23 protein-coding genes, 1 pseudogene and 1 riboswitch are annotated in these 24752 nt (G+C 75.6%); of the genes and pseudogenes, 11 read left to right on the top strand and 13 right to left on the bottom strand.

From position 1 onward, the window contains the following. The first annotated feature begins 34 nt into the window (after positions 1 to 34). The 4 genes from K329_RS25685 to K329_RS25690 are packed head-to-tail and all read left to right on the top strand — an operon-like array spanning position 35 to position 4582. Positions 35 to 1066, top strand: coding sequence for a ketopantoate reductase family protein (locus K329_RS25685; protein ID WP_043642575.1), 1032 nt, complete (start codon positions 35 to 37; stop codon positions 1064 to 1066). After that, positions 1063 to 2250, top strand: a complete 1188-nt coding sequence (locus K329_RS0108770; RefSeq protein WP_028472737.1) for an acyl-CoA dehydrogenase family protein — start codon at positions 1063 to 1065, stop codon at positions 2248 to 2250. Before K329_RS25685 ends, K329_RS0108770 begins: the two co-directional genes overlap by 4 nt. 56 nt (positions 2251 to 2306) lie before the next feature. After that, entirely contained in the window at positions 2307 to 3818 is a 1512-nt protein-coding gene (locus K329_RS0108775) for a cobyric acid synthase (RefSeq protein WP_028472738.1), read from the top strand. Continuing rightward, entirely contained in the window at positions 3815 to 4582 is a 768-nt protein-coding gene (locus K329_RS25690) for a cobalt-precorrin-6A reductase (protein ID WP_043642576.1), read from the top strand. Before K329_RS0108775 ends, K329_RS25690 begins: the two co-directional genes overlap by 4 nt. Before the next feature lie 14 nt (positions 4583 to 4596). Here K329_RS25690 and K329_RS25695 read toward each other — a convergent pair whose 3' ends face one another. From K329_RS25695 to K329_RS25705, 5 genes are all read right to left on the bottom strand, one after another. After that, positions 4597 to 6168, bottom strand: coding sequence for a sugar ABC transporter ATP-binding protein (locus tag K329_RS25695; protein ID WP_052336576.1), 1572 nt, complete (start codon positions 6166 to 6168; stop codon positions 4597 to 4599). Continuing rightward, positions 6168 to 7271, bottom strand: a complete 1104-nt coding sequence (locus tag K329_RS0108790; RefSeq protein ID WP_084541125.1) for an ABC transporter permease — start codon at positions 7269 to 7271, stop codon at positions 6168 to 6170. Before K329_RS0108790 ends, K329_RS25695 begins: the two co-directional genes overlap by 1 nt. Positions 7272 to 7275: 4 nt before the next feature. Continuing rightward, positions 7276 to 8352, bottom strand: a complete 1077-nt coding sequence (locus tag K329_RS0108795) for a sugar ABC transporter substrate-binding protein (protein ID WP_028472740.1) — start codon at positions 8350 to 8352, stop codon at positions 7276 to 7278. A gap of 4 nt (positions 8353 to 8356) precedes the next feature. Next, complete coding sequence (locus K329_RS25700; RefSeq protein WP_043642577.1) at positions 8357 to 9214, bottom strand: alpha/beta fold hydrolase; 858 nt, start codon at positions 9212 to 9214, stop codon at positions 8357 to 8359. 139 nt (positions 9215 to 9353) lie between these two features. Then, complete coding sequence (locus K329_RS25705) at positions 9354 to 10595, bottom strand: PucR family transcriptional regulator (RefSeq protein WP_052336577.1); 1242 nt, start codon at positions 10593 to 10595, stop codon at positions 9354 to 9356. A gap of 129 nt (positions 10596 to 10724) precedes the next feature. Between K329_RS25705 and K329_RS0108810 the strand changes: the two genes are divergently transcribed. After that, positions 10725 to 11636, top strand: a complete 912-nt coding sequence (locus K329_RS0108810) for a PCC domain-containing protein (RefSeq protein WP_028472741.1) — start codon at positions 10725 to 10727, stop codon at positions 11634 to 11636. Positions 11637 to 11672: 36 nt separating this feature from the next. After that, on the top strand, positions 11673 to 12749 hold the full coding sequence (locus K329_RS25710; protein WP_052336578.1) for a zinc-dependent alcohol dehydrogenase: 1077 nt from the start codon (positions 11673 to 11675) through the stop codon (positions 12747 to 12749). On the opposite strand, the gene K329_RS0108820 is transcribed toward K329_RS25710, so the two are convergent. The 7 genes and pseudogenes from K329_RS0108820 to K329_RS32075 all read right to left on the bottom strand — a co-directional run. Beyond that, positions 12709 to 13719, bottom strand: a complete 1011-nt coding sequence (locus tag K329_RS0108820) for a cobalamin biosynthesis protein (RefSeq protein WP_028472742.1) — start codon at positions 13717 to 13719, stop codon at positions 12709 to 12711. The genes K329_RS25710 and K329_RS0108820 overlap by 41 nt on opposite strands. A 13-nt stretch (positions 13720 to 13732) precedes the next feature. Beyond that, positions 13733 to 14635: a CbtA family protein gene (locus K329_RS0108825; RefSeq protein WP_052336579.1), complete on the bottom strand. Its 903-nt coding sequence runs from the start codon at positions 14633 to 14635 to the stop codon at positions 13733 to 13735. A 12-nt stretch (positions 14636 to 14647) separates the two neighbouring features. Next, positions 14648 to 14872 carry a CbtB domain-containing protein gene (locus K329_RS0108830; RefSeq protein WP_028472744.1) on the bottom strand — a complete coding sequence of 75 codons (225 nt, stop codon included), beginning with the start codon at positions 14870 to 14872 and terminating at the stop codon, positions 14648 to 14650. A 168-nt stretch (positions 14873 to 15040) separates the two neighbouring features. Then, positions 15041 to 17593: a bifunctional hydrogenobyrinic acid a,c-diamide synthase/histidinol phosphate aminotransferase CobBC gene (gene cobBC / locus K329_RS25715; protein WP_052336637.1), complete on the bottom strand. Its 2553-nt coding sequence runs from the start codon at positions 17591 to 17593 to the stop codon at positions 15041 to 15043. Further along, positions 17590 to 18204: a cob(I)yrinic acid a,c-diamide adenosyltransferase gene (cobO, locus tag K329_RS0108840; RefSeq protein WP_028472745.1), complete on the bottom strand. Its 615-nt coding sequence runs from the start codon at positions 18202 to 18204 to the stop codon at positions 17590 to 17592. The genes cobBC and cobO overlap by 4 nt, the downstream gene beginning before the upstream one ends. Position 18205: 1 nt before the next feature. Beyond that, on the bottom strand, positions 18206 to 18772 hold the full coding sequence (locus tag K329_RS32070; protein WP_425411475.1) for a vWA domain-containing protein: 567 nt from the start codon (positions 18770 to 18772) through the stop codon (positions 18206 to 18208). A 621-nt stretch (positions 18773 to 19393) separates the two neighbouring features. Then, a pseudogene (locus tag K329_RS32075) lies at positions 19394 to 20374 on the bottom strand (magnesium chelatase ATPase subunit I); the annotation flags it as partial. Positions 20375 to 20399: 25 nt separating this feature from the next. Then, positions 20400 to 20570, bottom strand: a riboswitch (cobalamin riboswitch). 42 nt (positions 20571 to 20612) lie between these two features. On the opposite strand from K329_RS32075, the gene K329_RS0108850 reads away from it, so the two are divergent. Genes K329_RS0108850 through K329_RS0108860 form a run of 3 tightly spaced genes read left to right on the top strand, consistent with a single transcriptional unit; the run spans position 20613 to position 23073 of the window. Next, positions 20613 to 21026, top strand: coding sequence for an NUDIX hydrolase (locus K329_RS0108850; protein ID WP_043642578.1), 414 nt, complete (start codon positions 20613 to 20615; stop codon positions 21024 to 21026). Then, on the top strand, positions 21023 to 22300 hold the full coding sequence (gene cbiE / locus K329_RS25725; RefSeq protein ID WP_052336580.1) for a precorrin-6y C5,15-methyltransferase (decarboxylating) subunit CbiE: 1278 nt from the start codon (positions 21023 to 21025) through the stop codon (positions 22298 to 22300). Before K329_RS0108850 ends, cbiE begins: the two co-directional genes overlap by 4 nt. Beyond that, positions 22297 to 23073 (top strand): cobalt-precorrin-4/precorrin-4 C(11)-methyltransferase, encoded by a 777-nt coding sequence (locus K329_RS0108860; protein WP_028472747.1) that lies wholly within the window; start codon positions 22297 to 22299, stop codon positions 23071 to 23073. The genes cbiE and K329_RS0108860 overlap by 4 nt, the downstream gene beginning before the upstream one ends. 24 nt (positions 23074 to 23097) lie before the next feature. On the opposite strand, the gene K329_RS0108865 is transcribed toward K329_RS0108860, so the two are convergent. Beyond that, positions 23098 to 23736 (bottom strand): TetR/AcrR family transcriptional regulator, encoded by a 639-nt coding sequence (locus K329_RS0108865; protein ID WP_084541128.1) that lies wholly within the window; start codon positions 23734 to 23736, stop codon positions 23098 to 23100. A 130-nt stretch (positions 23737 to 23866) separates the two neighbouring features. Between K329_RS0108865 and K329_RS0108870 the strand changes: the two genes are divergently transcribed. Beyond that, positions 23867 to 24298, top strand: a complete 432-nt coding sequence (locus K329_RS0108870; RefSeq protein WP_028472749.1) for an organic hydroperoxide resistance protein — start codon at positions 23867 to 23869, stop codon at positions 24296 to 24298. 122 nt (positions 24299 to 24420) lie between these two features. After that, positions 24421 to 24729, top strand: a complete 309-nt coding sequence (locus K329_RS25730; RefSeq protein WP_052336581.1) for a hypothetical protein — start codon at positions 24421 to 24423, stop codon at positions 24727 to 24729. The last annotated feature ends 23 nt before the right edge of the window (positions 24730 to 24752 follow it).

Consider the following 24752-nt stretch of genomic DNA (forward strand, 5'->3'; position numbering starts at 1 on the left):
GACCCCGGCGGGGCCCCGTTCCTACGCTGGTCGCATGGTCGAGGAGAGGCGCAACCGGTACGTCGTGATCGGCGCCGGAGCGGTCGGGGTGGCCCTCGCGGCCGGGCTGGACGACGCGGGGTACGACGTCGTCCTCGTGGCCCGCGGGGCGACGTACGACGCCGTCCGCACGAACGGTCTGGTCTACTCCCGGCCCTCGGGCAGCCGCCGGCTCGACCTCACCGTGGTCGACGGCCCGGCCGCGGTCGACCTCGGCGAGCGCGACGTGCTCGTGCTCGCCACCAAGACGCAGGACGTCGCCGCGACCCTCGACGCCTGGGCGTGGCGCCCGGTCGCCACCGACGCCGGCCCGCTCCCGGCCGCGTCGACCCTGCCGCTCGTGACCCTGCAGAACGGGCTGGAGACCGAGCGGCTCGCCGCTCGCTTCTTCGCGACCGTCGTCGGCGGCGTCACCCTCGTCGCCGCCCGCCACACGGTGCCGGGGGAGGTGCACGTGGCCAACGCTCCGCGCACCGGTCAGGTGATCGTCGGCGCCGCGACGCCGACGCCGTACGCCGCGGCCGTCGCCCGCCGTACCGCCGAGGACCTCGTCGCCGCCGGCTGGCTCTCGCAGGCCGTCGACGACCTGCCGCGCTGGAAGGCCTGGAAGCTGCTGCACAACGTCACCAACGCCACCGAGCTGTTCGACGGCACCGCCGAGCAGGTCGAGGCGCTGCGTACGGCCGTGGCCGCCGAGGCCCGCGAGGTGCTCGCTGCCGCCGGCCACACCTTCGCCGACCCCGACACCGAGCTCACCTACGACCGCTCGCTCGCCGCGATCGGGCCGGGCTCCGGGCACCAGCCCGGGCGTCAGTCCACCTGGCAGAGCTTCGCCCGCGGGGCGACGAGCGAGGTCGACTACCTCAACGGCGAGATCGTGCTGACCGCACGGCTCGCCGGCCGCACCGCCCCCGTGAACGAGGCCGTCCAGGCCGTGCTCGGGGCGTCCGCCGCCGCGGGCGAGGCCCCCGGCACGCGCCACGTCGACGAGGTCCGCCTTCCCCACCCGATCGGAGCCCCACGATGACCACCCTCGAGACCCACGCCCCCCGCACGGGCCCGTACGTCGAGCTGCCCGTCCCCGACCTGTCGGTCGAGGCGCTCGCCCGGGTCACGGCCGAGGTGGCGGCGACCGCCGCGACGTACGACCGCAGCGGCGACGTGCCGCGGGCCGGGCTCGAGGTCGCGCACCGCGCCGGCCTGCTGACGGCCACCGTCGGCCGGCAGTTCGGCGGCCCGGGCGTCGGTCACCGCGACGCCGCGCGCATCCTCACGGCGCTCGGCGAGGGCGACGCGTCGGTCGCGCTGCTCGCGGCCAACCTCCTGAACACCCACGCCGGCCAGGCGCTCCGGCCGCACTGGCCCGAGGCCCTCTACGACGACGTGCTGCGCCGCTCGCTGGACGGGCCGACGCTCGTCAACGCCGTGCGGGCCGAGCCGGAGCTCGGCGCCCCGGCCCGCGGCGGCCTGCCGTCGACGGTCGCGCGTCGTACCGACGCCGGGTGGACGATCAGCGGCCACAAGGCCTGGGCCACCGGCGGGGAGGCGCTGGCCTACCACGTCGTCTGGGCCGTCACCGACGACCCGGAGCCCCGCGTGGGCCACTTCCTCGTGCGGGGCGACGCCCCCGGCATCACGTGGGAGCACACGTGGGACCACCTGGGGCTGCGCGCCTCGAACACCCACGACGTGCACTACGACGAGGTCCTGGTGCCGGCCGACGCGTGGGTCGAGATCCCGCGGGTCGACGGCGTCTACCGCGACCCGGCGGCGCTGCCGGGCCCTGGCAGCCTGGGCCACGCGGCCCTGTACGTCGGCGTGGCGCGGGCCGCGCGCACCGCGTTCGCCGACTTCGCCCGCTCCCGGGTGCCGGCCGCGCTCGGCCGCCCGATCGCGACCACCGAGCGCATCCAGGCGGTCGCCGGCGAGATCGAGGCGCAGGTCGTGCAGGCCGAGACGCTGCTGCACGGGGCGCTGCTGCGCATCGAGGCGGGCGAGGACCTGGGGGCGTCGCTCGCCCTGGTGAAGGTGCAGGTCGCGCGCTCGGTGGTCGCCGCGGTCCAGGCCGCCGTGGCCGCGCTCGGCAACCCCGCGCTCTCGCGCCACCACCCCCTCGAGCGACACCTGCGCGACGTCCTGTGCGTGCGCGTGCACCCGCCGCAGGAGGACTCGGCGCTCGTCGCGGGCGGCCGCCGGGTGCTGGGGGTCTGAGGGCCGTGGCCCGGGCCCGGGCCGGGCGACCGGCCCGGTCTGGGTAGCCTCGCCGCGTGCGCGGAACGCTGCTGGTCGCCGGGACCACGTCGGACGCCGGCAAGTCGGTCGTCACCACCGGGCTCTGCCGCGCGTTCGCGCGCCGAGGTCTGCGGGTGGCGCCGTACAAGGCGCAGAACATGTCGAACAACTCCATGGTGTGCGCGCTCGACCCGGCGGACCCCGGCGCCGGCACCGCGGAGATCGGGCGCGCGCAGTGGACGCAGGCCCTCGCGGCCCGCGCCGTGCCCGAGCCGGCGATGAACCCGGTGCTGCTCAAGCCGGGCAGCGACCGGCGCAGCCACGTCGTCGTGATGGGCCGCCCCGGCGGGTCGGTCTCGTCGGCCGACTGGGAGACCGGACGGCGCCACCTCGCCGAGGCCGCGCACGCGGCGTACGACGACCTCGCCGACCGGTACGACGTCGTGGTCGCCGAGGGTGCGGGCAGCCCCACCGAGATCAACCTGCGCGGCGGCGACTACGTCAACATGGGCCTCGCGCGGCACGCCGGCGCCCCGGTCGTGGTGGTCGGCGACATCGACCGCGGCGGCGTGTTCGCCGCGTTCCACGGCACGGTCGCGCTGCTGGAGGCGGCCGACCAGGCCCTCGTGGCCGGCTTCGTGGTCAACAAGTTCCGCGGTGACCCGGTGCTCCTGGAGCCCGGCCTGCGCGAGCTCTCGGCCCTCACGGGCCGCCCCGTGTACGGCGTGCTGCCGTGGCACCCGGAGGTGTGGCTCGACTCCGAGGACGCCCTCGACCTCGCGGGGCGTCGTACGACGCCGGGGGCCGCCGCGCTGCGGGTCGCGGTCGTCCGCCTGCCGCGGGTCAGCAACTTCACCGACGTCGACGCGCTCGGCCTCGAGCCGGGGGTCGACGTGGTCTTCGCCGCGACCCCGGCGGCGCTCGCCGACGCCGACCTGGTCGTGCTGCCCGGCACGCGCGCGACGCTCGCCGACCTGGCCTGGCTCCGCTCCCGGGGCCTCGACCGGGCGATCGCCGAGCACGCCGCGGCCGGGCGGCCGGTGCTCGGCATCTGCGGCGGCTTCCAGATGCTGGGGCGCCTCGTCGAGGATCCCGACGGCGCCGAGGGGGCGGCCGGTGCCTCCGCCGAGGGCCTCGGCCTGCTCGACGTCGTCACGCGGTTCGCGGCCGACAAGGTGCTGCGCCTCCCGGTCGGCACGGCGCTGGGCGCCCCGGCCGGGGGCTACGAGATCCACCACGGCCGCATCACGCGCGGCGACGACGAGGAGTTCCTCGGCGGCGCCCGGCGCGGGGCCGTGTTCGGCACGATGTGGCACGGCTCCCTGGAGCACGATGCATTCCGCAAGGCGTTCCTGGTCGAGGTCGCCGCGGCGGCCGGGGCGTCGTACACGCCCTCCACGGTGAGCTTCGCGGCGGCGCGCGAGGCCCGCTTCGACGTGCTGGGGGACCTGGTCGAGGAGCACCTCGACGTCGACGCGCTGCTCGGGCTCGTCGCGTCGGGTGCGCCCGCCGACCTGCGGATGCTGCCCCCGGGGAGCGAGCGGTGATCCTGCTGCTGGGCGGCACCGGCGAGGCCCGGTCGCTGGCGGCCGAGCTCGACGCCGCGGGGGTGCCGGTGACGTCGTCGCTGGCGGGCCGGGTGGCGCGTCCGCGACTGCCGGTGGGCGACCTGCGGGTGGGCGGCTTCGGCGGGGTCGACGGGCTGGTGACGTGGCTGGGGGAGCACGGCGTGCGGGCGGTGGTCGACGCGACCCACCCGTTCGCGGCCGGCATCTCGGGCAACGCGGTCACGGCGTGCGCGCGGGCCGCCGTACCCCTGCTGCGGCTCGAGCGACCCGGCTGGGCCGGGCTGCCGGGCGCCGACGGCTGGACGTGGGTCGACGACCACGACGAGGCCGCGGCGGCCACCGTCGCCCTCGGGGAGCGGCCCTTCCTCACCATCGGGCGCCAGTCGCTGGGACGCTTCACAGGGCCGTTGGCCGGCTGCGCCGCCCTGGTGCGGGTCGTGGACCCGCCGGAGGTCGAGGTGCCGCCGACCTGGACGGTCCTGCTCGAGCGCGGGCCCTACGAGCCCGACGGCGAGCGGGCCCTGATGACCGGGCACGGTGTCGACGTGCTCGTCACCAAGGACTCCGGCGGCGACCTCACCCGGGCCAAGCTCGACGCGGCCACGTCGCTCGATCTGCCGGTGGTCGTCGTACGACGCCCCAGCGACGTCGTGCGACGCGCCGTCGAGGCCTCGGGGGTCGCCGCCCCGGAGGTCGTGCGGAGCGTCGCGGGCGCCGTGGCGTGGGTCGCCGCGCGGGGGTGAGGGCCGCCGTGCCGTCAGCTGCCCGAGGGCTGGGCCGGGCTGGGCCGGGCCGGGGCGGGCCGGGCCTGAACGGGCTCGTCGTGGTCGTAGAAGGCGTCCAGCACCGCGGCCTCCGTCGGGTCGTGCAGGTGCGCGACCAACCGGCCCTCCCGCATGACCAGCACCTCGTCCGACTGCGCCACGACCTCCTCGACGTCCGAGGAGATCATCAGGATCGCTGCCCCGTCGGCGGCGAGCTCCCGCATCACCGCGTAGATCTCGGCGCGGGCGCCCACGTCGACGCCCTGCGTGGGCTCGTCGAACACGAAGACCCTCGCGCCGGCGCCGACCCATCGCGACACGATCACCTTCTGCTGGTTGCCCCCGGACAGGAGTCGGATGGACTGGTCGAGGCCGCTGATCTTGATGGACAGCCGGTCGACGGCCCCGTCGGCCCACCTCCGCTCGCGGCGCCGGTCCAGCACCGGCAGGACGCGTGCGAGCGCGAACCGGCCCAGGAACGGCATGGTCAGGTTCTCCCGCACGTCCAGGTCACCGAGGGTGCCGAGGTGCCGGCGGTCCTCCGGCACGAGGGCGACGCCGGCCCGGATGGCGGCGCGGGGCGAGCGGAAGCGCATGGGCGAACCCACGAGCCGCACCTCCCCGGTGACGGGACGGCTCGCCCCGCACAGCATGGCCGCGAGCTCGGTGCGACCGGCGCCCACCAGCCCGGCCATGCCCGTGATCCGGCCGGGCAGTAGCCGGAGCGACACGTCGTGGACCTTCGCGCCGTCACCGAGTCCGACGGTCTCGAGTAGGGGAGCGGTGCCGGGCGCGACCGGCACGGGCGCGCGTCGGTCGTCGACGGCGGGCCGCTCGGCGCCGCCGAGGATGAGGCCGACGAGCGACCGGCGGTCGCCGACGTCGGCGGTGGGCAGGGTCGTGACGAGCTCGCCGTCCCGCAGGACGGAGACCGTCGTCGTGAGCCGGAAGATCTCGTGCAGCCGGTGGGAGACGTAGACGACGCTGCGCCCGCCGTCGGCGAGCTCGCCGATGATCCGGAACAGGCGCTCGCTCTCGAGATCGCTCAGCGCCGCGGTCGGCTCGTCGAACACCAGGAAGTGGGCCTGGCGGTGCAGCGCGCGGGCGACCGCCACGAGCGTCTGGTCGGCGATGCCGAGCTCGGAGACCAGGGTGCGCGGGTCGACTTCCAGCCCGAGCGGGGCGACGAGCTCCCGGTAGCGCCGGTGCATGGCGGGCCTGTCCACCAGGGAGCGCAGCCGCAGGGCGTCCCGGCTGCCCAGCAGCACGTTCTCGGCGACCGTGAGGTCGTCGACGAGGTTGGGCTCCTGGTGGATGAACGCTAGCCCCCGCCGGGAGCTCTCGAGGGGCGAGGAGAACCGCACCTTCGCGCCGTCGACGAGCACGGAGCCCTCGTCGGGACGCTGGGCGCCCGCCAGGATCTTGATGAGGGTGCTCTTGCCGGCGCCGTTCTCGCCGACGAGCCCGTGCACGGTGCCCGGCGCGAACGCGATGGACACGTCGTGGAGGGCGCGCACTCCGGGGAAGGAGCGGCCCAGCCCGGCGACCGCCACGCTCGGGCCCATCAGCGTCGCCTGAGCAGGCCGGCGGCGGCGACCGCGACGATGAGCACGATGCCCTTGATGATCGGCACGTCGTCGCTCGACCACCCGGTGAGCGTGAGCCCGTTGGTGAGCATGCCCAGGGTGAGGACGCCGATGGCGGTGCCGAGGATGTGGAAGCGGCCGATGACGAGGATCGAGGCGCCGATGAAGCAGGCCGTGAACGCGTCCAGCAGCAGCGTCCCGCCGGCCTGGGCCGAGCCGAGACCGAACGTCGAGGCGGTGAGGAATCCGGCGAGCCCGCAGCACAGGCCGCACACGGTGAACGCCGCGACCCGGACCAGGTCGACCCGGATGCCCGCCAGCCGGGCAGCCTCGGGGCCACTGCCGACGGCGTACATGTGGCGGCCCACGACCGTGTGCCGCAGCACGAGGTGCAGCAGCACGAGCACACCCAGGGCGATGAGGACGGTGTAGCGGACCCCGCCCACCGAGCCCTGGCCCCACTCGCCGAAGTTGGCGGGCAGCCCCAGGCTCACGGTGCCCTCGGGGGTGATCTTCTGCTGGAAGCCGACCAGGATGAAGAGCCCCATGGCCAGGGTCCCGATGAACGGGGGCACCCGCAGGACGGTCACCACGATGCCGTTGACCAGACCGACGCCGCCGGCCACCCCGACGGCGACGAGGATGCCGGCGTCGGTGCTGCCGGTGTCGACGGCCACCTGAGCAGAGAGCAGGGTCGCGAGCACCATCGTGCCGGCGATCGAGAGGTCGAAGGCGCCGATCACCAGCACGAGGGTGAGGCCCGCCGCGACGATGGCGAGGACCGCGCTCGACTGCAGGATCGACGAGAGGTTGTCGACGGTCGCGAACGTGCCGCCCTCGGTGCGGAGGGTGAAGTAGGCGAACAGCCCCGCCAGGATCACAAGTGTGCCGTAACGCTGGCCGAGCCGCTCGAACAGCGCCCGCCCGGAGGCCCGGGGCTCGTGGTCGTCGCCGCTGCGTGGTCCCCGGTTCCCGGGGGCCCGGCCGGCGGGCGGCGCGGAGGAGGGCGCCGACGAGGTCGCGGAGGGAGTCGGTGCGGTCGGGTCGAGACCGGCCGCCCCGGGGAGCTGTCCCGTGCTCATCGGCTCAGCCCAACCAGAACGGCGTGACGAAGCCGTTGGGCAGGGACCCGTCCGACGGGACGTTGTCGGCGGTGACGAGCGGGCTGTCCTGGTAGGTGACGGCCGGGACCGTGTCACCGGCGATGAGCTTGTCGGCGAGGCTGACGCCGATCTTCATGAGCAGCGGCTGGTCGTTGTAGCAGGTGGCGGCGAGCGGCTCGCTGCGGCGGATGGCCTCGAGTGCGGTCGGCACCCCGTCGATGGACGTCACGAAGACGTCGCGGCCCGACTCCTTGACCGCGGTGTTGGCCCCGAGCGCGATGTCGTCGAACGCGCACCAGACGGCCTTGAGGTCGGGGTGCTGCCCGAGGAGGGCGGCGGTGCGCTCGCGGGCGTCCTGAAGCTGGCCGGGCACCCGGACGACGATGTCCTCGACGATCGTGACGTCGGGGTAGCGGTCGATGACCTCGCGCACCACGACGGAGCGGATGGCGGTGGCCTCGAGGCCGGTGAAGTCGAGCAGGGCGATCTCGCCGGCGTACCCCATGCGCTGCATCGTGTAGAGCGCGGTGCGCGACGACGAGACCCACTCGTTGAAGTCGGCGACGGCGTCGGCGCCCGGGAAGCGTCCGGAGACGAGGCTGATCACCGGGACGCCCGCGTCGTTCGCGGGCCGGACGGCTTGCTCGAGCCCGACGGACGGCAGCGCGTAGCACAGGATCGCCTCGGCCCCGCGCTGCAGCAGGGTGGTGACGGCACCGGGGACGGCGCTGGGGTCGCCCTTGATGTCGACGACGTCGACCTCCCAGTCGATCTCCTCCTTGATGGCCGACATCCCCTGCAGGCCGATCGCGACGGCGGCCGCGGAGTTGTCGAGCGAGATCAGGCCGACGCGACGGCCGGTCGTGATGGTGGCGAGGTCGATGCCGTCGGTGCCGGGGCCGGCGGTCGCCGCGGCGGCGACGTCGGCGCCGGGCGCCGCGGCCGGCTCACCGCCGAAGTCGCAGCCGGCCAGGACGGCGCTGCCCGCGGCTGCCGCCGAGAGGGCGCCGAACCCCTTGAGGAGGCCCCGACGGGACGGTGCGGTGGTGGGAGTGGTCATGGGGTCACGCGTCCTGGTGGGGGGAGGTGGTGTGGGAGAGGAAGTCCTGCAGCGCGGCCACGAAGGGCTCGGGCGCCTCGAAGAACGGGAAGTGGGCGCCGCCCTCCTCGCGGGAGAAGATCCGCAGCTCGGCGCCGGGGATCTGCTCGGTGATCCAGGTCTGCGACGACGGGACCACGTGGCTGACGGTGCCGGCGGTGACGAGGGTCGGTACGTCGATGCGGGGGAGCACGTCGCGCCAGTCCTGGGTGACGTGGTCGATGAGGAGACGGGCACCGAAGGGCATCGCGAGCTTCATGTTCTCCGCGAGCATCCAGGCGCGGTCGTCCTCGCCCAGGTCGACGGTGAGCATCGAGGTGAGGAAGTCAGCACGCACCTTGTCGGAGTCCGGGCCGAGGAGGCTGCTGGCGAAGGCGGCCGCGCCCTCGAAGTCCATGATCGCGCCCACGGTGGCCTGCTCGGACGGCTCCAGCCACGGCACGAGGGCGCAGACGCTGGGCTGGTCGACGAGGATCGTCGACGCCAGGCGGCCTGTGCCGTGCTGGTCGATGTAGGACCACAGGACCGAGCAGCCCATCGAGTGGCCCAGCACGTGGGCCTTCTCGATGGACAGGTGGTCGAGGAGCTCCTCGAGGTCGGCGGCGAGCGACGCGATGCGGGCGCCGCCCTCGCTCCGCCCGGACTCCCCGTGGTTGCGGTGGTCGTACGAGACGACCCGCAGGTCCGGGCCGAGCGCCGCGATGGCCCGGTCGAACATCGCTGCGGTCTGCGACCACCCGGGGAGGATGACCAGGACCTGGTCTCCTCGTCCGGTGTCGCGGTAGGCGATCGTGCACCCGTCGCGGGTGGTGAAGTCGGTCATGACGGCGGTACTCCTTCGGCCTCGGGGTCGACGGGGCCCGAACCCCTGCCCGACGTGTGATCGGGCTGACACGGAGCATGGAGCGGTGTGGCGTCGGTCACTACCCGCCGATCGTGGGAACGGGCGGCCCGACTTCCTCTCAATGTCGCAAGTCGGGCGTTCGGTCCCGGCGAGCCAGGGTCGGCATCGCGTCCATCAGCCGGAGGCTCATGTGGAGGACGAGGCGCGTGGACCCATCGTCGAGGTCGAGGCCGGCGAGCTCGGTGATGCGCTCGAGGCGGTAGTACAGGGTGGTCCGGTGGATGTGCAGTGCCTCCGCGGTGGCAGGCATGTTCCCGGCATGGTCGAGGAAGGCCCGCAGCGTCGTGACGAGGCGGCCGCCGCGGTCGACAGCCAGGAGCCGCTGCATCTCGTCGGGGAGCGTCTCGGGCTCCATCTCCGCCGCCGGCAGGCGGAGCAGGATGGCGTGGGGCCCGAGCGCCTCCCAGTTCACGACGCGCGCGTCCACGAGGCCCCCCGCGGCCCGGCAGGCGAGCGCGGCCTGCCGCCCGGCGCTCCAGGCCCGGTCCAGGCCGTCCACCTCGGACCCCACTCCGACGACGCAGTCGAACCGTCCGGCAGACACGTCGCGGACCTCGGTGATGAGGCGCTCGGCGTACCGGTCGGCGACGGCGCTCGAGATCGGGTGGTGCGCCCCGAGCAGCACCGAGGCCGAGCGATCCCGGAGCACGCCGACCACGAGGTCGCCGGGCACGCTGGCGTCGCGGATCTCGATCGCGCGTCGGAGGGCGGCGACCACGTGGGCGGGGCTGGACTGCGCGCCGCCGCGCACTTCCACCTCGAGGACCCGCACGTGGGTGGCGGCCTCCATGTCGATGTGGGCGGCCAGGGTCCGCACCGCGCTGCGGCGGACGGCCGGCTCGCGGTGGAACAGGTCGGCGACGGCGGCCTCACGGTCCCGCAGGTCCGGGTCGAGGGTGGCCTCGTGCTCGGCGACCATCAGGGCCGCCAGCTCGTGGCCGACCTCGGAGATCAGGGCCAGCTCGGTGGTCGTCATGGTGCCGTCCACGTCGACCACGAGAAGCAGGCCCAGCAGCTCCGCGCGCCACCGGATCGGCATGCAGACCCGGGCGTGCATGGCGAGCTCCGGGTTCGGGGGGATCACGCCCGCGCGGGTCCATGTCGTCACGCCCTGCGACAGCACGTAGCCGATCGCGGCCTTGCCCGCATCGCGCTGCAGCATCGCCTGCGTGCGCACCGGGTCCTCGTCGCCGTAGTGGGGGCTCGCGAACAGCAGCCGGACCTGCGGGTCGTCGATCACCACCGACCGCTGCAGCTTCTCCGCCAGTGCGTCGATGACCTTCTGTACCTGGGTGCTCACGGAGCGGACAGTAGGCGAGTGCGACACAGAGAGGAAGAAGGGTCGGGGAAGTCAGCGGCTGGCGGGTAGGTCAGTGGGCTGGCCGAGCCCACCATGAGGGTCGACCACTCCCACCGAGAAGGCGCAGGCATGACCACCCTCACCCGACCGTTCACACCTCTCGCCCACCGCGGTCCGCGCTCGGCCGAGCGCGTGGTCCCGCTGCCGACGGTCTCCGCCGTCCACCACGCGCTCCTGCGGCCCGGGGCCCGCCTGGTCGATGCGCTCGACGAGGCGGTGACCGCCGCCGGGGCGACGTCGGGCCAGGTCGAGCTGCTCGACGGGACCCTGGCGACGGTCAGCTACTGCTTCCCCGGCGAGGGCCGCCCCGGCGGCCCCCTGGTCGGGTACTGCCCCGCGCGCGAAGCGACCGGCCCGGTCCGCGTCGTCGGGGGGTCGGCGACGGTCGGCCGTCGCGCGGGCGCCCGGTTCATCCACTGCCACGCGGCCTGGTTCGACGCCGAGGGCGACCTCGCGGGCGGCCATCTGTGGCCGGAGACCCACGTCGGCCCGGCAGGCCTGCACGCTGTCGTGCACGCCCTGCGCGACGTCGAGCTGACCAGCGCCGACGACCCCGAGAGCGGGCTGCCCGTGTTCACCCCCGAGCGCCGGCACCGCGGGGGCGAGGCCGCCTCGTCCGGTCCGAGCGCCCCGGGGGCCCAGACCCGACCGGCGGTGATGGTGCGCGTGTGCGCCGGGGAGAACCTCCTCGAGGTCTGCGCCGCGATCATGGAGGACCACGGCATGGCGGAGGCGTCGATCTCGGGGAGCCTCGGCAGCCTCGTCGGCGCCGCCCTCGCCCGTCCCGCGGGACTGCTCGTGGTCGACGGCCCCGCCACGGAGGTCACGCTGTCGGGACGGCTCCGCCTGGCCGGCGGCGCGCTGACCCACCACCTGCCCGCCATCGTGATCGACCGGCACGGCCGGGTCCACACGGGGCTGCTCACCGATCAGAACATCGTCGCGGTCACTGTCGAGCTGCTGGTCGAGGGCCTCCGGTGAGCGCCGCCCCCGCCGCACCATCCGAGGAGCGCTGACATGCGCGCAGTCATCAAGGCCGACGACGGGGTCGGGTGCACCTTCGTCACCGACCGTGCGGAGCCCCGCCTGCGGCCGGGGCAGGTGCGGCTCGAGGTCGGTGCGGCCTCGGTGTGCGGCACCGACGCCGAGATCTACCGGGCCACCCCCGCCGCCCGCGAGCTGGGTCTCGTGTTCCCGGTGACCATGGGACACGAGGTGGCCGGCACCGTCGTCGAGGTCGGTCCGCACACCGCTGGTCCGTCGGTCGGCACCCGCGTCGCGGTGGAGACCCACCTCAGCTGCGGCGACTGCTTCTTCTGCCGCACGGGGGCGGGGCACAACTGCCGGACCATGTCGTTGCTGGGCATCGACGTCGACGGCGCGTTCGCCGACCGGGTCGTCGTCCCGGCGACCAGCTGCTTCGCCGTGCCCGACGGCATGGATCTCGAGACCGCGGCCCTGCTCGAGCCGGCGGGCAGCGCGATGCACGCCGTGATCCGGGCCGCGGCGCCCGTCGCCGGTGCCAGCGTGCTGATCACGGGAGCAGGCCCCGTGGGTCTCGTGCTCGCCCAGGTCGTCGCCGCCCTGGGGGCGCGTCAGGTGGTGGTGGTCGAGCCGAACGGTCGCCGCCGCGACCTCGTCACGGCGCGCGGCGCCGAGGCGATCGGGACCGACGTGCACCCCCTCGACGTCGGCGACCGGGCGGTCGGCGTGCGCGGCGGGTTCGACCTCGGGTTCGAGTGCTCCGGGGCGAGCGCGGGCCTCGGCAGTCTCGTCGGCGCCGTCCGCAACGAGGCCACCGTGGTGAGCGTCGGGCTGGTCAACGGCGACTTCCCGCTGGCGGTGACCCGCACCCTCATCACCCGGGGGCTCACCCTGCGCGGCAGCTTCGGCCGCTCGCTGTGGACGACCTGGGACCAGTTGTCCTCGCTGGTCGGGACGGGCAGGGTCGACCTCGACTCGCTCGTCACCCACCGCCTCCCGCTCAGCGGCCTGCCGATCGCCCTCGACCTCATGCGGGACGAGGCCGGCAAGGTGCTGCTGCTGCCGTCGCTCAGCGACGTCCGTGAGGCCCCGGTCGCCGCCGGCGCCTGACCGTCCCGCCCGACGGACGGCCCACCAGCACGACCGCCACGAGGGCCGCGCCCAGGTCGACGGCGCTCGCCAGGCGTCGGGCGCGGGCGATGTCGCCGGTCTCGACGTCGCGACCGTCACCGAGCACCGGCCGCATCTCGACGCGCTCGGCGCCGGGGGCGCCGTACACGGTGCGACCGCCGAGCCGCACCCCCAGCGCGCCCGCGAAGGCGGCCTCGACGGGTCCGGCGTTGGGGCTGGGGTGGGCGCCGGCGTCGCGACGCCAGGCGCGCAGGGCGTCCGACGGCCGCCCGTCGACCAGGGGGGCGCAGGCGGCCGCCAGGAGGGCCGACAGCCGGGAGCCCGGCAGGTTGAGCACGTCGTCGAGCCGGGCGGAGGCCCACCCGAACCGCTCGTAGCGGGCCGACCGGTGGCCGACCATCGCGTCCAGGGTGTTGGCGGCGCGGTAGCCGGCCAGCCCCGGCACGCCGAGCAGCGCGCCCCACACGAGCGGCGCGACGACGGCGTCCGACGTGTTCTCCGCGACCGACTCCAGCACCGCGCGGGCGACCTCGTCGGCGGAGAGCTCGTCGGTGCGGCGTCCCACGAGGTGGGTGAGCCGCTGCCGGGCACCGGCCAGGTCGTCGCTCTCGACGAGCGCCTGCACCGCCGCGGCCTCCCGGTCGAGCGAGCGCCCGCCGAGCACGGCCCAGGTGGTCACCGCCGTCAGCACCACCTCGCCGAGCGCGTGCCCCCGCACGGCGCGGGCCCCGAGCGCCCCGAGCCCGGCGGTGCCGCCGACGAGCACGAGCGTGTACCACGCCCCCCGCGCACGGCTGTCGTCGTACAGCCGCCGCTCGAGCGCCCCCGCCACCCGGCCGAAGCCGGCCACCGGGTGCCCGCGGCGCGGGTCCCCGGCGATCCGGTCGACCAGGCACCCGAGGGCGAGCCCGCAGGCACGTCGGAGGGCGCGGGCACGGCGGGAGGTCACGGAGCCGACGACCTCAGAGGGAGGCGGCGAGGTCGCGGCGGGCCTGCGTCGCCGCCTGCTGGGCGTGGAGGCGCCCGACGAGCCCGGCGAGCACGACCCCGATGCCGGCCCACATCGCCGTCAGCGTCAGCGCCGACCCGAGGCGGAACGACCACAGGACGTCGGCCGGGAAGTCCCCGAGCTCGTTCACCGCCGGCATCAACGCAGCGGCGGTGCCCACGACGACGACGTACGCGAGCACGCCCCCGACGACGCCGGCGTACGCACCGGCGGTCGCCCAGAGACGCTGCCCGAGGTAGGTCGCGGCCACCGCGGCGACGACCGAGACGAGCAGGAAGGCGAAGTAGAGCCCGGTGCGCGACCCGATGGTGTCGCCGCTGCCGACGGCCGGGGGCGCGGCGGGGTACTTCAGGAACGGCACGAGCGCGACCGCGACGAAGCCCGCGAGGGCGACGAACGCGACCGACTCGGTCGGGCGGATGCGGCGCCCGGCGCGGCCGAGACGGCCCATCACGCCGGCGGCGACGAGCGCGACGAGGCCGCCCAGCGCCGTGCCGACGACGACCGTGGCCGTCAGCAGGCCCCAGCCCTTCTGGGTCGCGCGGCTGATGCCGCCCTCCTCCTCGTCGCCGTGCGAGTGGCCACCGGCCTCCTCGCCCGTCGACTCGTCGTGGCTGTGGGTCGCGGTGCCGTCGGCGTGCGAGTGGTCCGCGGTCTCGGACGAGGCGGCGGGGGCGGCCGAGGCCGACTCCTCGAGCGCGATGGCGTCGTCGATGGCGGGCTCGCCGACGAGGAACCCGACGGCGAACGCCAGCAGGCCGGCGACGAGACCGGCGACCAGGCCGCGCACGAGCAGGGCGCGGGCGGAGAGGAGCGGGGCGGAAACGGGCGCACTGGTCCCGTGGATCGTGGTCATGTCAGCCCGCTCTCAGTGGCAGGGGAAGCCGAGGAGGTGGCGTCCGTCGTGGACCCACTCGTGGATCGCCGTGCCGGCGGGGATCGACACGGCGCCCTGGTCGGCGCTGACGAAGAACAGCGCGAGCACGGCGACGAGGCCGAAGAAGAGCGCCCAGGGGGCCAGCTGGCCGAGCGGGACCGCGGGGGCCTCGACCTCGACGGCGGCGGATGCGGGCAGGGGTGCAGAGAGCGACATGTGTCCTCCTCAGGGATGGGTGCGTCCCTGGTCGTGGGGATGAAGTGCGGACCGTCGGGTCTGACTCCACCCCTGGTCACGACGGTCGTCGACCGCCGCGAGGAGGGGTGTCACAGTAGCGCCACTGCGCCGGATTCCCACCGGCTTCCTCGGGCCCGCTCGCGCACTCTAGGGCATGGAGGGCGTGCTGTCTCCGGTCGTCTCGTGACGGCGGTCACGGGCCTCCGGCAGCGCCACGGCGAGCGCCGTGAGCAGGCCGCGGGTGCGCGCCGGGGGCCGCACCGCGATGCGCACCCACGAGGCGTCGAGGCCCGGGAACGTGTCGGCACGCCGGACGGCGAAGCCCCGCGCCCGCAGCGCGTCCCGGACGCCCGGCCCGGTGCGGGCCAGCGCGAAGGGCGCGACGCCGCCGAGGTGGGGCACCCCGAGCTCGTCGAGCCCGCGCACCAGCACGCCGCGCCAGGTCGCCAGCGCCCGGACCCGGGCGGCGGCCTCGGCGACGGCGTCCTCGCCCGCACAGGCGTGCAGGGCCGCGAGCGCCGCGCTCGAGACGGACCAGGGAGTCTGCAGGCGCCGCATCCGCTCCAGGAACGCCGGGTCGCCGAGCACGTAGCCCGCCCGCACCCCCGGGATCGACCACAGCTTCGTCAGGCTCCGCAGCACGACCAGCCCGGGCACGGGCACGTCGGCGAGCGCGTGGCGGGCGTCGGGCACCGAGTCCATGAACGCCTCGTCGACCACCACGACCCGGCCGGGACGGGTGAGCGCGCGCAGCGAGGCGGCCGTGTGCAGGCGGCCCGTCGGGTTGGTCGGGTTGCCGACCACCACGAGGTCGGCGTCGGCGGGCACCGCGGCGGGGTCGAGCGCGAACCCGTCCTCGGCGCGCAGCAGCACGTGCCGCGGCGGGCGGCCGGCGACAGTGAGCGCCACGTCGGGCTCGGTGAACTGGGGGTGCACGACGACCGGGTGGCGCCACTCCTGCGCGCGGGCGAGCAGGGTGAACGCCTCGGCGACGCCGGCGACGGCCAGCACCTCCTCGGGCGCCCGGGCGTGCCGGCGGGCCACGGCGGCCTCGGCCGCGCGCACCCGACCGGCGTCGGGGTAGGCGCCCACGTCGTCCAGCGAGCCCAGCAGCGCGGCGGTGAGCCACGGCGGCCGCGGGCCGTCGTACGTGTTGACCGCGAAGTCGGCGAGCGGGCTGCCGTCGGGGGCCTGGGTCTCGGTGTCACCGTGGTGGCGCAGCGGCTCGCGGGGGCGGTCCGCGGCGTCATCGGCGGGCGGCACGGCGAGACCGGCGGCCTCCGTCGGGCGGTCGGCCGGGGTCGCGTACGGCGCCGTGGCCCGGGCCGCGGCCACGAACCGGTCGGCGAGCTGCGGGTGGCCCGCCCAGTGCACGTGGAGGTAGGAGGCGTGCAGGTGCGGGCCCGCGAATCCGGCGTCCGCGGCGGCGTGGCCGCCGATGGCTCCGAGCTCCCACGCGGGCGTCTCGCCGGCGGGCGGCGTGACGTGGGTGCGGTGGAACTCGTGCCCGGTGACGGTCTCGCCCGGTCGGCCCAGCAGGGTCGACGCGGTGCTGGTCGCGCTGCGGTAGGCCAGCGTGAGGCGGCCCGTCATCGCGGCCGTCGCGGGCAGCGCGCCCACCATCGGGGCGTGGTCGATGGCGTCGCAGAGGTAGAGCAGCCCGGCGCACTCGGCGACGGTCGGCACGCCGGCGGCGACCGCGGCCCGCAGGTCGTCGCGCAGGGCGGCGTTGCTGCTGAGGGCGGCCGCGTGCATCTCGGGGAACCCGCCCCCGAGGTAGATCCCTGACAGGTCGTCGGGCAGCCGACGGTCGTGCGTCGGGTCGACGACGACGACCTCGCAGCCGGCGGCGGTGAGCAGCTCGGTGGTCTCGGCGTACGTGAACGTGAACGCGCGTCCGCCTGCGACCGCGATCCGGGGGCGGGGCGCGTCCGGGGGCGGGGCGGCGACGTGCGCGGCCGGCTCCCAGGGCTCGGCGTCGAGCGGCGCGGCCCCGTGGGCGATCGCCAGCACGGCGTCGAGGTCGACCCGCTCCGCCACCTGGTCGGCGAGGCGCTCCAGGGCGGCCGCGGCGTCGTCGCGCTCGGCGGCGGGCACCAGCCCGAGGTGGCGCGACGGGGCGACGATGCCGTCGTCGCGGCCCAGCACGCCCAGCACGGGCACGGCCCGGCCGTCGCGGTCGTCGGTGACCGCGCGGCGTACCTCGTCGGCGTGCCGCACCGAGCCCGCCTTGTTGAGGATGACCCCCGCGACCTGCACCGACGGGTCGTACGACGCGATGCCGCGCACGAGGGCGCCGACGGAGCGCGACGCCGACGAGATGTCGACGACCAGCACCACCGGGCTGCCCGTGAGACCCGCGACGTGCGCGGTCGAGGCGAAGCCGTCGCCGCCGATCTGGCCGTCGAAGAGGCCCATGACGCCCTCGATCACGGCGACGTCGGCGGGCTCCGGGGTGCGGGCGCCGTGGAGCAGGAGCGGCACGATCCGGTCGACACCGACGAGGTGCGGGTCGAGGTTGCGGCCCAGGCGGCCGGTGGCCAGCGCGTGGTAACCGGGGTCGATGTAGTCCGGGCCGACCTTGTGGCCCGAGACGGCGAGCCCGCGCCGTACGAGTGCCGCCATCAGCCCCGTGGCGACCGTCGTCTTGCCGTGCCCCGAGGCGGGGGCGGCGACGACGAAGCGGGGGAGCGCGGTCACCACTCGATACCTCGCTGACCCTTCTGGCCCCGGTCCATCTGGTGCTTGACCTTCGTCATCTCGGTGACGAGGTCGGCGACCTCGACGAGCCGGGGGTTGGCACGGCGGCCGGTGACGACGACGTACTGCCGCCCGGGACGGTTCGCCAGGGTCTCGACGACGTCCTCGACGTCGACCCAGCCCCACTCCATCGGGTAGGTGAACTCGTCGAGCACGTAGAGGTCGTGCGTCTCCTCGGCCAGCCGACGCTTGATCTCGGCCCAGCCCTCGGCGGCGTCGCGGGCGTGGTCCTCGGCCTCGCCGGCCTTGCGCGACCACGACCAGCCCGAGCCCATCTTGTGCCACTCGACCGGGCCGCCCTCGCCCGTCTGGTCGTGCAGCTCGCCGAGGCGCTCCAGCACCGTCTGCTCGCCGATGCGCCACTTGGCGGACTTCACGAACTGGAAGACGCCGACGTTCCAGCCCTGGTTCCAGGCACGGATCGCGAGCCCGAACGCGGCCGTCGACTTCCCCTTGCCGTCGCCCGTGTTGACCATCAGCAGCGGCAGGTTGCGGCGCTGGGCGGTGGTCAGGCCGTCGTCGGGGATGCTGACCGGCTGTCCCTTCGGCATCTCAGGCCACTCCTTCGTTCGGGACGGTCGTCCGGCTGGGCGGGTGGGCGGTCGGCTGCACGGGCACGGCGCTGCGCACGGCCGCCGTGAGCACGTCGGCGTTGACCTCGTCGACGGAGAGGTACGTCGCGCGCAGCGACGTCGCCAGGCGCGCGGCGAGCCCGAGCCGGAACGGACCGCTCTCGCAGTCGACGACCACGGTCTCGACACCCTCGTCGGCCAGCCAGGCGGCGACCCGCTGCGACCGGACGACGGGGTCGGCGCCGGCGGTGGCACGGCCGTCGGTCACGACGACGAGCAGCGGGCGGCGGCGGGGGTCGCGCAGGCGCTCGCGACGCAGCACGTCCGCCGCGGTGAGCAGGCCCTCGGCCAGCGGGGTCCGGCCGCCGGCGGGCAGCTCCTCGAGCCGGCGGGCGGCGACGTCGATCGAGCCCGTCGGCGGCAGCGCGACCGTGGCCTCCTGGCCCCGGAACGTCACGAGCCCGACCTTGTCGCGTCGCTGGTAGGCGTCGAGCAGCAGCGAGAGGATCGCCGTCTTGACCTGGGCCATCCGCTTGCGCGCCGCCATCGAGCCCGACGCGTCGACGCAGAACAGCACGAGATTCGACTCGCGGCCCTCGCGGATCGCGCTGCGCAGGTCGTCGCCGCGCAGCCGCAGCGCGCCCTCGCGGCGGCCGCGGCCGTGCTGGTGCGGAGCGGCCGCACGCACGGTGCCGACGAGGTCGATGCCGCCGCCGCGGCCCGGGGTCGAGCCGATCCGGCGCCCGGTGGAGGTGATGGCGCGCGAGCGCTTGCCGGCCTCACCCTCGCCGGTGCCCGTCACGGTGAGCAGGCGCGGTCGGTACGGCGCACCGGCCGCCACGGTGGTCACGGCGCCGTCGGACCCGGCGCCCGAGGTGGGCGGGGTCGCGGGCGGCGGGCCGGCGTCGGGCGGGGGAGCGGGCAGGTCGACGCCCGCGTCGGAGGCGTCGGTCGGCTGGTCGCTCTCGCCGAGCTCGGCCCCGGGCGACCCGGGGGTCTCGCCCGTCGCGTCGGCGTCCCCGCCCTCGTCGCCGGGCCCGCCCTGCTGGTCGCCGCCCTGCTCGTCGCCACCGGTGCCGTCCTCACCCGGGCCGTCGTCGGGCCCGTCCTGCGGTCCCTCCGGCTCCGGCGGGTCGGGCAGGTCGTCGCCGAGCACCTGGTCGAGCAGCTCCTCGTCCATGCCGGGCGCGTCGAACGGGTTGCGGCGACGGCGGTGCGGCAGGGCCAGCATGGCGGCGGCGCGGATGTCCTCGCGGAGCACGCGGCGGCGGCCGTGCCAGGCGGCGTGGGCGACCGCCGTACGCGCGGTGACGATGTCGGCGCGCAGGCCGTCGACGTCGAAGGCGGCGCAGACCTCGGCGATCTTCGTGAGGGCGGCGTCGGTCAGCAGCACCTGGGCCACGAGGGCCTGGGCCGCGGCGATGCGGCTGCGCAGGGCGGCCTCGTGGTCGTCGTACGACGCGGCGAACGCGTCGGGGTCGGCGTCGAAGGCGAGCCGGCGGCGCACGACCTCGGTGCGCAGCGCGGGCTCGCGGGGGGCGGCCACCTCGACGGTGAGGCCGAAGCGGTCGAGGAGCTGCGGGCGCAGCTCGCCCTCCTCGGGGTTCATGGTGCCGACGAGCACGAACCGGGCGGCGTGCACCACGGAGACGCTGTCGCGCTCGACGGTGGCGCGGCCCATGGCGGCGGCGTCGAGCAGCAGGTCGACGAGGTGGTCGTGGAGCAGGTTGACCTCGTCGACGTAGAGGATGCCGCGGTGCGCGCGGGCCAGCAGGCCGGGCTCGTACTCGGTGACGCCCGACGCGAGCGCCTTCTCGAGGTGCAGCGAGCCGAGCAGGCGGTCCTCGGTGGCGCCGACCGGCAGCTCGACGAGCCGCACCGGACGTGTCTCGACGGCGGCGTCGGCGGCGAACGGGCCGTCGGGGGAGAGGGGGTTGCGCTCGCGCGGGTCCGTGGAGAAGCGGTCGTCGGCGACGACGTCGATGGGCGGCAGCACGGCGGCGAGCGCCCGGACGGCCGTCGACTTCGCGGTGCCCTTCTCGCCGCGCACGAGCACGCCGCCGATCTCCGGGGAGACGGTCGTCAGGAGGAGGGCCAGGGTCATGTCGTCGGAACCGACGACAGCCGTGAAGGGGTACTGCTGTGGCATGTGGGGCTCCCGCTCGCTCTGCCATGGATGGTCGGGACACGAGGCCGGTCTTCGGACTTCCGGAGCCGTTCTCTCGAACGCCCCGGTCACCGCAGCGGGCCCTGTGCCGGACTCTCACCGGCTTCCCAGATTCTCCCCATGCCAGCCGTTGTCTCTCGGCCGACGTGCGCGGGGCACCTCGTGTCGTGCCGTCACCCTAGCCGTGGGTCGCGGGCCTCCGGCCGTTAGCCTGCCGCTCGTGCCCCTCCACCTCGTCGTCGCCGCCGTCTGCCTGCGCGACGACGCGGGTCGGCTGCTGAGCGTGCGCAAGCGCGGGACGAGCGCCTTCATGCTGCCGGGCGGCAAGCTCGAGCCCGGGGAGACCCCGCTGCAGGCCGCCGCCCGCGAGGCGCACGAGGAGGTCGGCGTCGAGGTCGGGAGCCTCGAGCTGCTCGGCGAGTTCCACTCCGCGGCCGCCAACGAGCCCGGCGCCACCCTCACCTCCACGGTCTTCACGGCCGAGCTGCCCGGCGGCCCCGGGACGGTCGTCGCCTCCGGCGAGATCGCCGAGCTGCGCTGGCTCGACCTCGCCGACCTGCCGACCGACGTGCCGATCGCGCCCCTGCTCGCCGGCCACGTGGCCCCGGCGCTCCTCGCGCTGGACGCCCGATGACCCGCCCGGTGCTCACCGTCGTCGGGATCGGCGCCGACGGCTGGCCCGGCGTGCCGGACCGGCTCCGCGACCTCGTGACCTCCGCCGAGGTCGTGCTCGGCGGGGAGCGCCACCTCCGTCTCCTCCCGGACGTCCCCGACCAGGTGCGCGAGGCGTGGCCGTCGCCCCTGCGGGCGGGGCTGCCCGGGCTGCTCGAGCGGTACGGCGACCGCCGCGTCGTCGCGCTCGCGTCCGGCGACCCGCTGGTCTCGGGCATCGGCACGACGCTCGTCGACCTCCTCGGCGCCGACGCGGTGCGCCTCGAGCCGGCCGTCTCCTCCGTCGCGCTGGCGCGGGCCCGCCTCGGCTGGTCGGCCGAGTCGTCGGTGCTCGTGAGCGCGGTGGCGCGCGACGTGCGCCGGGTGCTGCGCGAGCTGGCCCCGGGGCGCCGCGTGCTCGTGCTCTCCTCCGACGCCACCACCCCCGGTGACCTCGCCGGGCTGCTGGCGATGAGCGGCTGGGGCGACGCGCGGCTCGTCGTGCTGGGCGACCTCGGCGCTCCGGAGGAGTCGCGGCTCGACGGCACCGCCGCGGCCTGGGCCGACGAGCCGCCCGTCGTCCCGGACCTGAACGTCGTCGCGGTCGAGGTGGGCGAGCCCGAGCCGGGCACACCCGTGACCTGGGCGGGCGGACTGCCCGACGACGTCTTCGAGAACGACGGCCAGCTCACCCGCCGCGACCTCCGGGCCGCCGCGCTGGCGCGGCTCGCGCCGTACCCCGGCGCCCTGCTGTGGGACGTCGGCGCCGGCGCGGGCTCCGTGGGCATCGAGTGGATGCGCGCCCACCCGACCTGCCGCACCGTCGCGGTCGAGGCCGACCCGCAGCGTGCGCGTCGCGTACGGCGCAACGCGGGCCGCCTCGGCGTGCCCGACCTGCGCGTCGTCGAGGGCCGCGCGCCCGACGCCCTGGCCGGTCTCGCCGCGGCGGACGCCACCCCCGACGCCGTCTTCGTCGGCGGCGGCGCCACCCGCCCGGGCGTGCTCGAGGCGTGCCTCGAGGCCCTGGCCCCCGGTGGTCGCCTCGTCGTCCACGGCGTCACCGTCGAGACCGAGGCCCTGCTCGCGCGGCGGTACGGCGCGCTCGGCGGCGAGCTCACGCGGATCTCCGTGGAGACCGCCGCCCCCATCGGCACCTTCTCCGGGTTCACGCCCGCCCGCGCCGTCACCCAGTGGGCGTGGACCAAGCCCCACCCCTCCTACCTCGCCGCCGACACCACCGAGGAGACCTCGTCGTGACCGTCCACTTCGTCGGCGCCGGCCCGGGCGCCGCGGACCTCCTCACCCTGCGGGCCGTGCGCCTGCTCGGCGCGGCCGACGTGGTGCTCTACCCGGGCACCTACCTCGACGCCGAGGTGCTCGGCCACTGCCGACCGGACGCCCGCCTCGTCGACACCGCCGACCTCGACCTCGACCAGATCACCGCCACGGTCACCGCGGCCCACGCGGCCGGCTCCGACGTCGTCCGCCTCACCTCGGGCGACCCGTCGCTCTACTCCGCGCTCTTCGAGCAGACCCGGCGCCTCGACGCCGCCGACGTGCCGTGGGACGTCACCCCGGGCGTCCCGGCGTACGCCGCCGCGGCGGCCCGCGTGGGCCGCGAGCTGACGGTGCCGCTCGTCGCCCAGTCGGTCGTGCTCACCCGCACCCAGGCCCGGTCGACGGCCATGCCCGCCGGCGAGAGCCTCGAGGCGTTCGCCGCCACGGGCGCCACGCTGGTGCTGCACCTCGCCGTCACCCGCACGCGCGAGCTCGCCGCGTCGCTCGCCGCGTCGTACGGCGCGGACTGCCCCGCCGTCGTGGTCTTCCGCGCCTCCCAGCCGGGCGAGCAGGTGCTCGTCGGCACCCTCGGCGACATCGCCGACGCCGTCGAGGAGGCCGGGCTTCGGCAGGCTGCCGTCATCCTCGTCGGACGCGCCCTCGCGGGTCCGGGCGTGGCGGCGGCAGGGGAGTCCTACCTCTACGACGCCGACCGCGACCGCTCGGCGAAGCGCGTCGGCCGGGGCTACTGAGCCGGACCGGCCGGTCGGGCCGGCTCAGGCTCGGGCGGCGCGGATCACGGCGTCGCCCGCGGCCGTGAGGCCCTGGCCCACCGCGGTCGGGTCGCCGTCGAGGCTGCCGGCGACCATCGCGCCGTCGCGCAGCATCAGCAGTGCGTGCGCGGCGCGGCCCGCGGCGTCGGGCTCCATGCCCATCTCGACGAGCAGCTCGGTCGCCTGGGTGCGCAGCCACGAGCGGTGCCGGGCCACGACGGCCCGCGCCGGGTGGTCGGCCTGGGCGAGCTCGGCGGCGGCGTTGAGGAAGGCGCAGCCGCGGAAGCCCTCGGAGCAGCTGACCTCGGCGACGTGGTTGGCGTACCAGCGGAGCACGGACGCGGGGTCGTCGGACTGGGCGCTGCGCACCTGGGTGAGCGCACCCTCCTCGGCGTCGGCGACGCCCTCCAGGTAGGCGACGACCAGGTCGTCCTTCGAACCGAAGTGGCGGTAGAAGGTGACCTTCGAGATACCGGCGTCCTCGATGAGGCGGTCGGCGCTCACCGCCCGGATGCCGTCGGCGTAGAAGCGTCGGGTCGCGGCCTCGAGGATGCGGGCACGCACGGCCGGGCCGCGCGGGGCGGGTGTGCGCGGGACGCCGACCGCGGGGGCGGCGGGCGTGGCGCGGGTGCTGGTCGTCATGGGTACCTCGGTTCGTCGCGGGTGTCGCTGTCCTGCTGTCTCGTGCTCCGGACGACGCTACTTGCGTGGCACGGTCCGGTCTGTCTACTCTGATGTAGACGTACTAGTAACTCTACCTCAGGAGATCGAGATGCCCACCTCCATCGCGTACACCGCAGCCGCCACCGCAACCGGCGACGGCCGCAACGGCCACGCCGCCACGTCCGACGGCGCGATCGACGTCGAGCTCCTCGTCCCGAAGGAGATGGGCGGCCCCGGCGGCGGCACCAACCCGGAGCAGCTCTTCGCCACCGGCTACGCCGCCTGCTTCCTCGGCGCGCTGAAGGCCGGTGCCAAGGAGCACGGCGTGGCGCTCGAGGACGTCTCCGTCACCGCCGAGGTCGGCATCGGCCCGCGCGAGGACAAGGGCTTCGGCCTGGCCGTGAAGCTGATCGTCGAGTTCGGCGGCGGCGTCTCGCAGGCCGACGCGGAGAAGGCGGTCGAGACCGGCCACCAGATCTGCCCCTACACCCACGCCACCAAGGGCAACGTCGACGTCACCACGGAGATCGAGGTCGCCTGACCCCCCCAGGACGGTGACCGGACGGTTTCCCCCGACCGCCCGCCTCACCGCGTGAAGGACCCGAGCCCCAGGGCTCGGGTCCTTCTGCGTTGACGGGCGGGGATCCCGCTAGCCTCGCCCGCATGACGGGGGAGCAGCCGGTGGTCGCGGCGGAGGTCTACACGCTCGAGCTGGTCGCCGTACGGCGCCCGTGGTGGCGCCGCGTCACCTTCGCGGTGGGCGTGCTGATCGGCGGCCTGCTGAACGGCACGGTGCTGCCCAGCCGCGGCGACATCGTCGTGCGGCGCAAGGACGACGGCAGCGAGGTGCTGCGGATGGACGCCGGCGCCGACCCGGAGGCCGAGCGGCTCCTGCAGCACGTCCACGACCACCTGCACCACCTCGACGTCCGCACCTTCCACGAGTCGTGGGGCGTGGCGCCGCCGGGCTGACGCCTCCTCGGGGGAGCCGGCGC

Source organism: Nocardioides alkalitolerans DSM 16699 (assembly GCF_000426525.1).
GTDB classification, from domain to species: Bacteria; Actinomycetota; Actinomycetes; order Propionibacteriales; family Nocardioidaceae; genus Nocardioides; species Nocardioides alkalitolerans.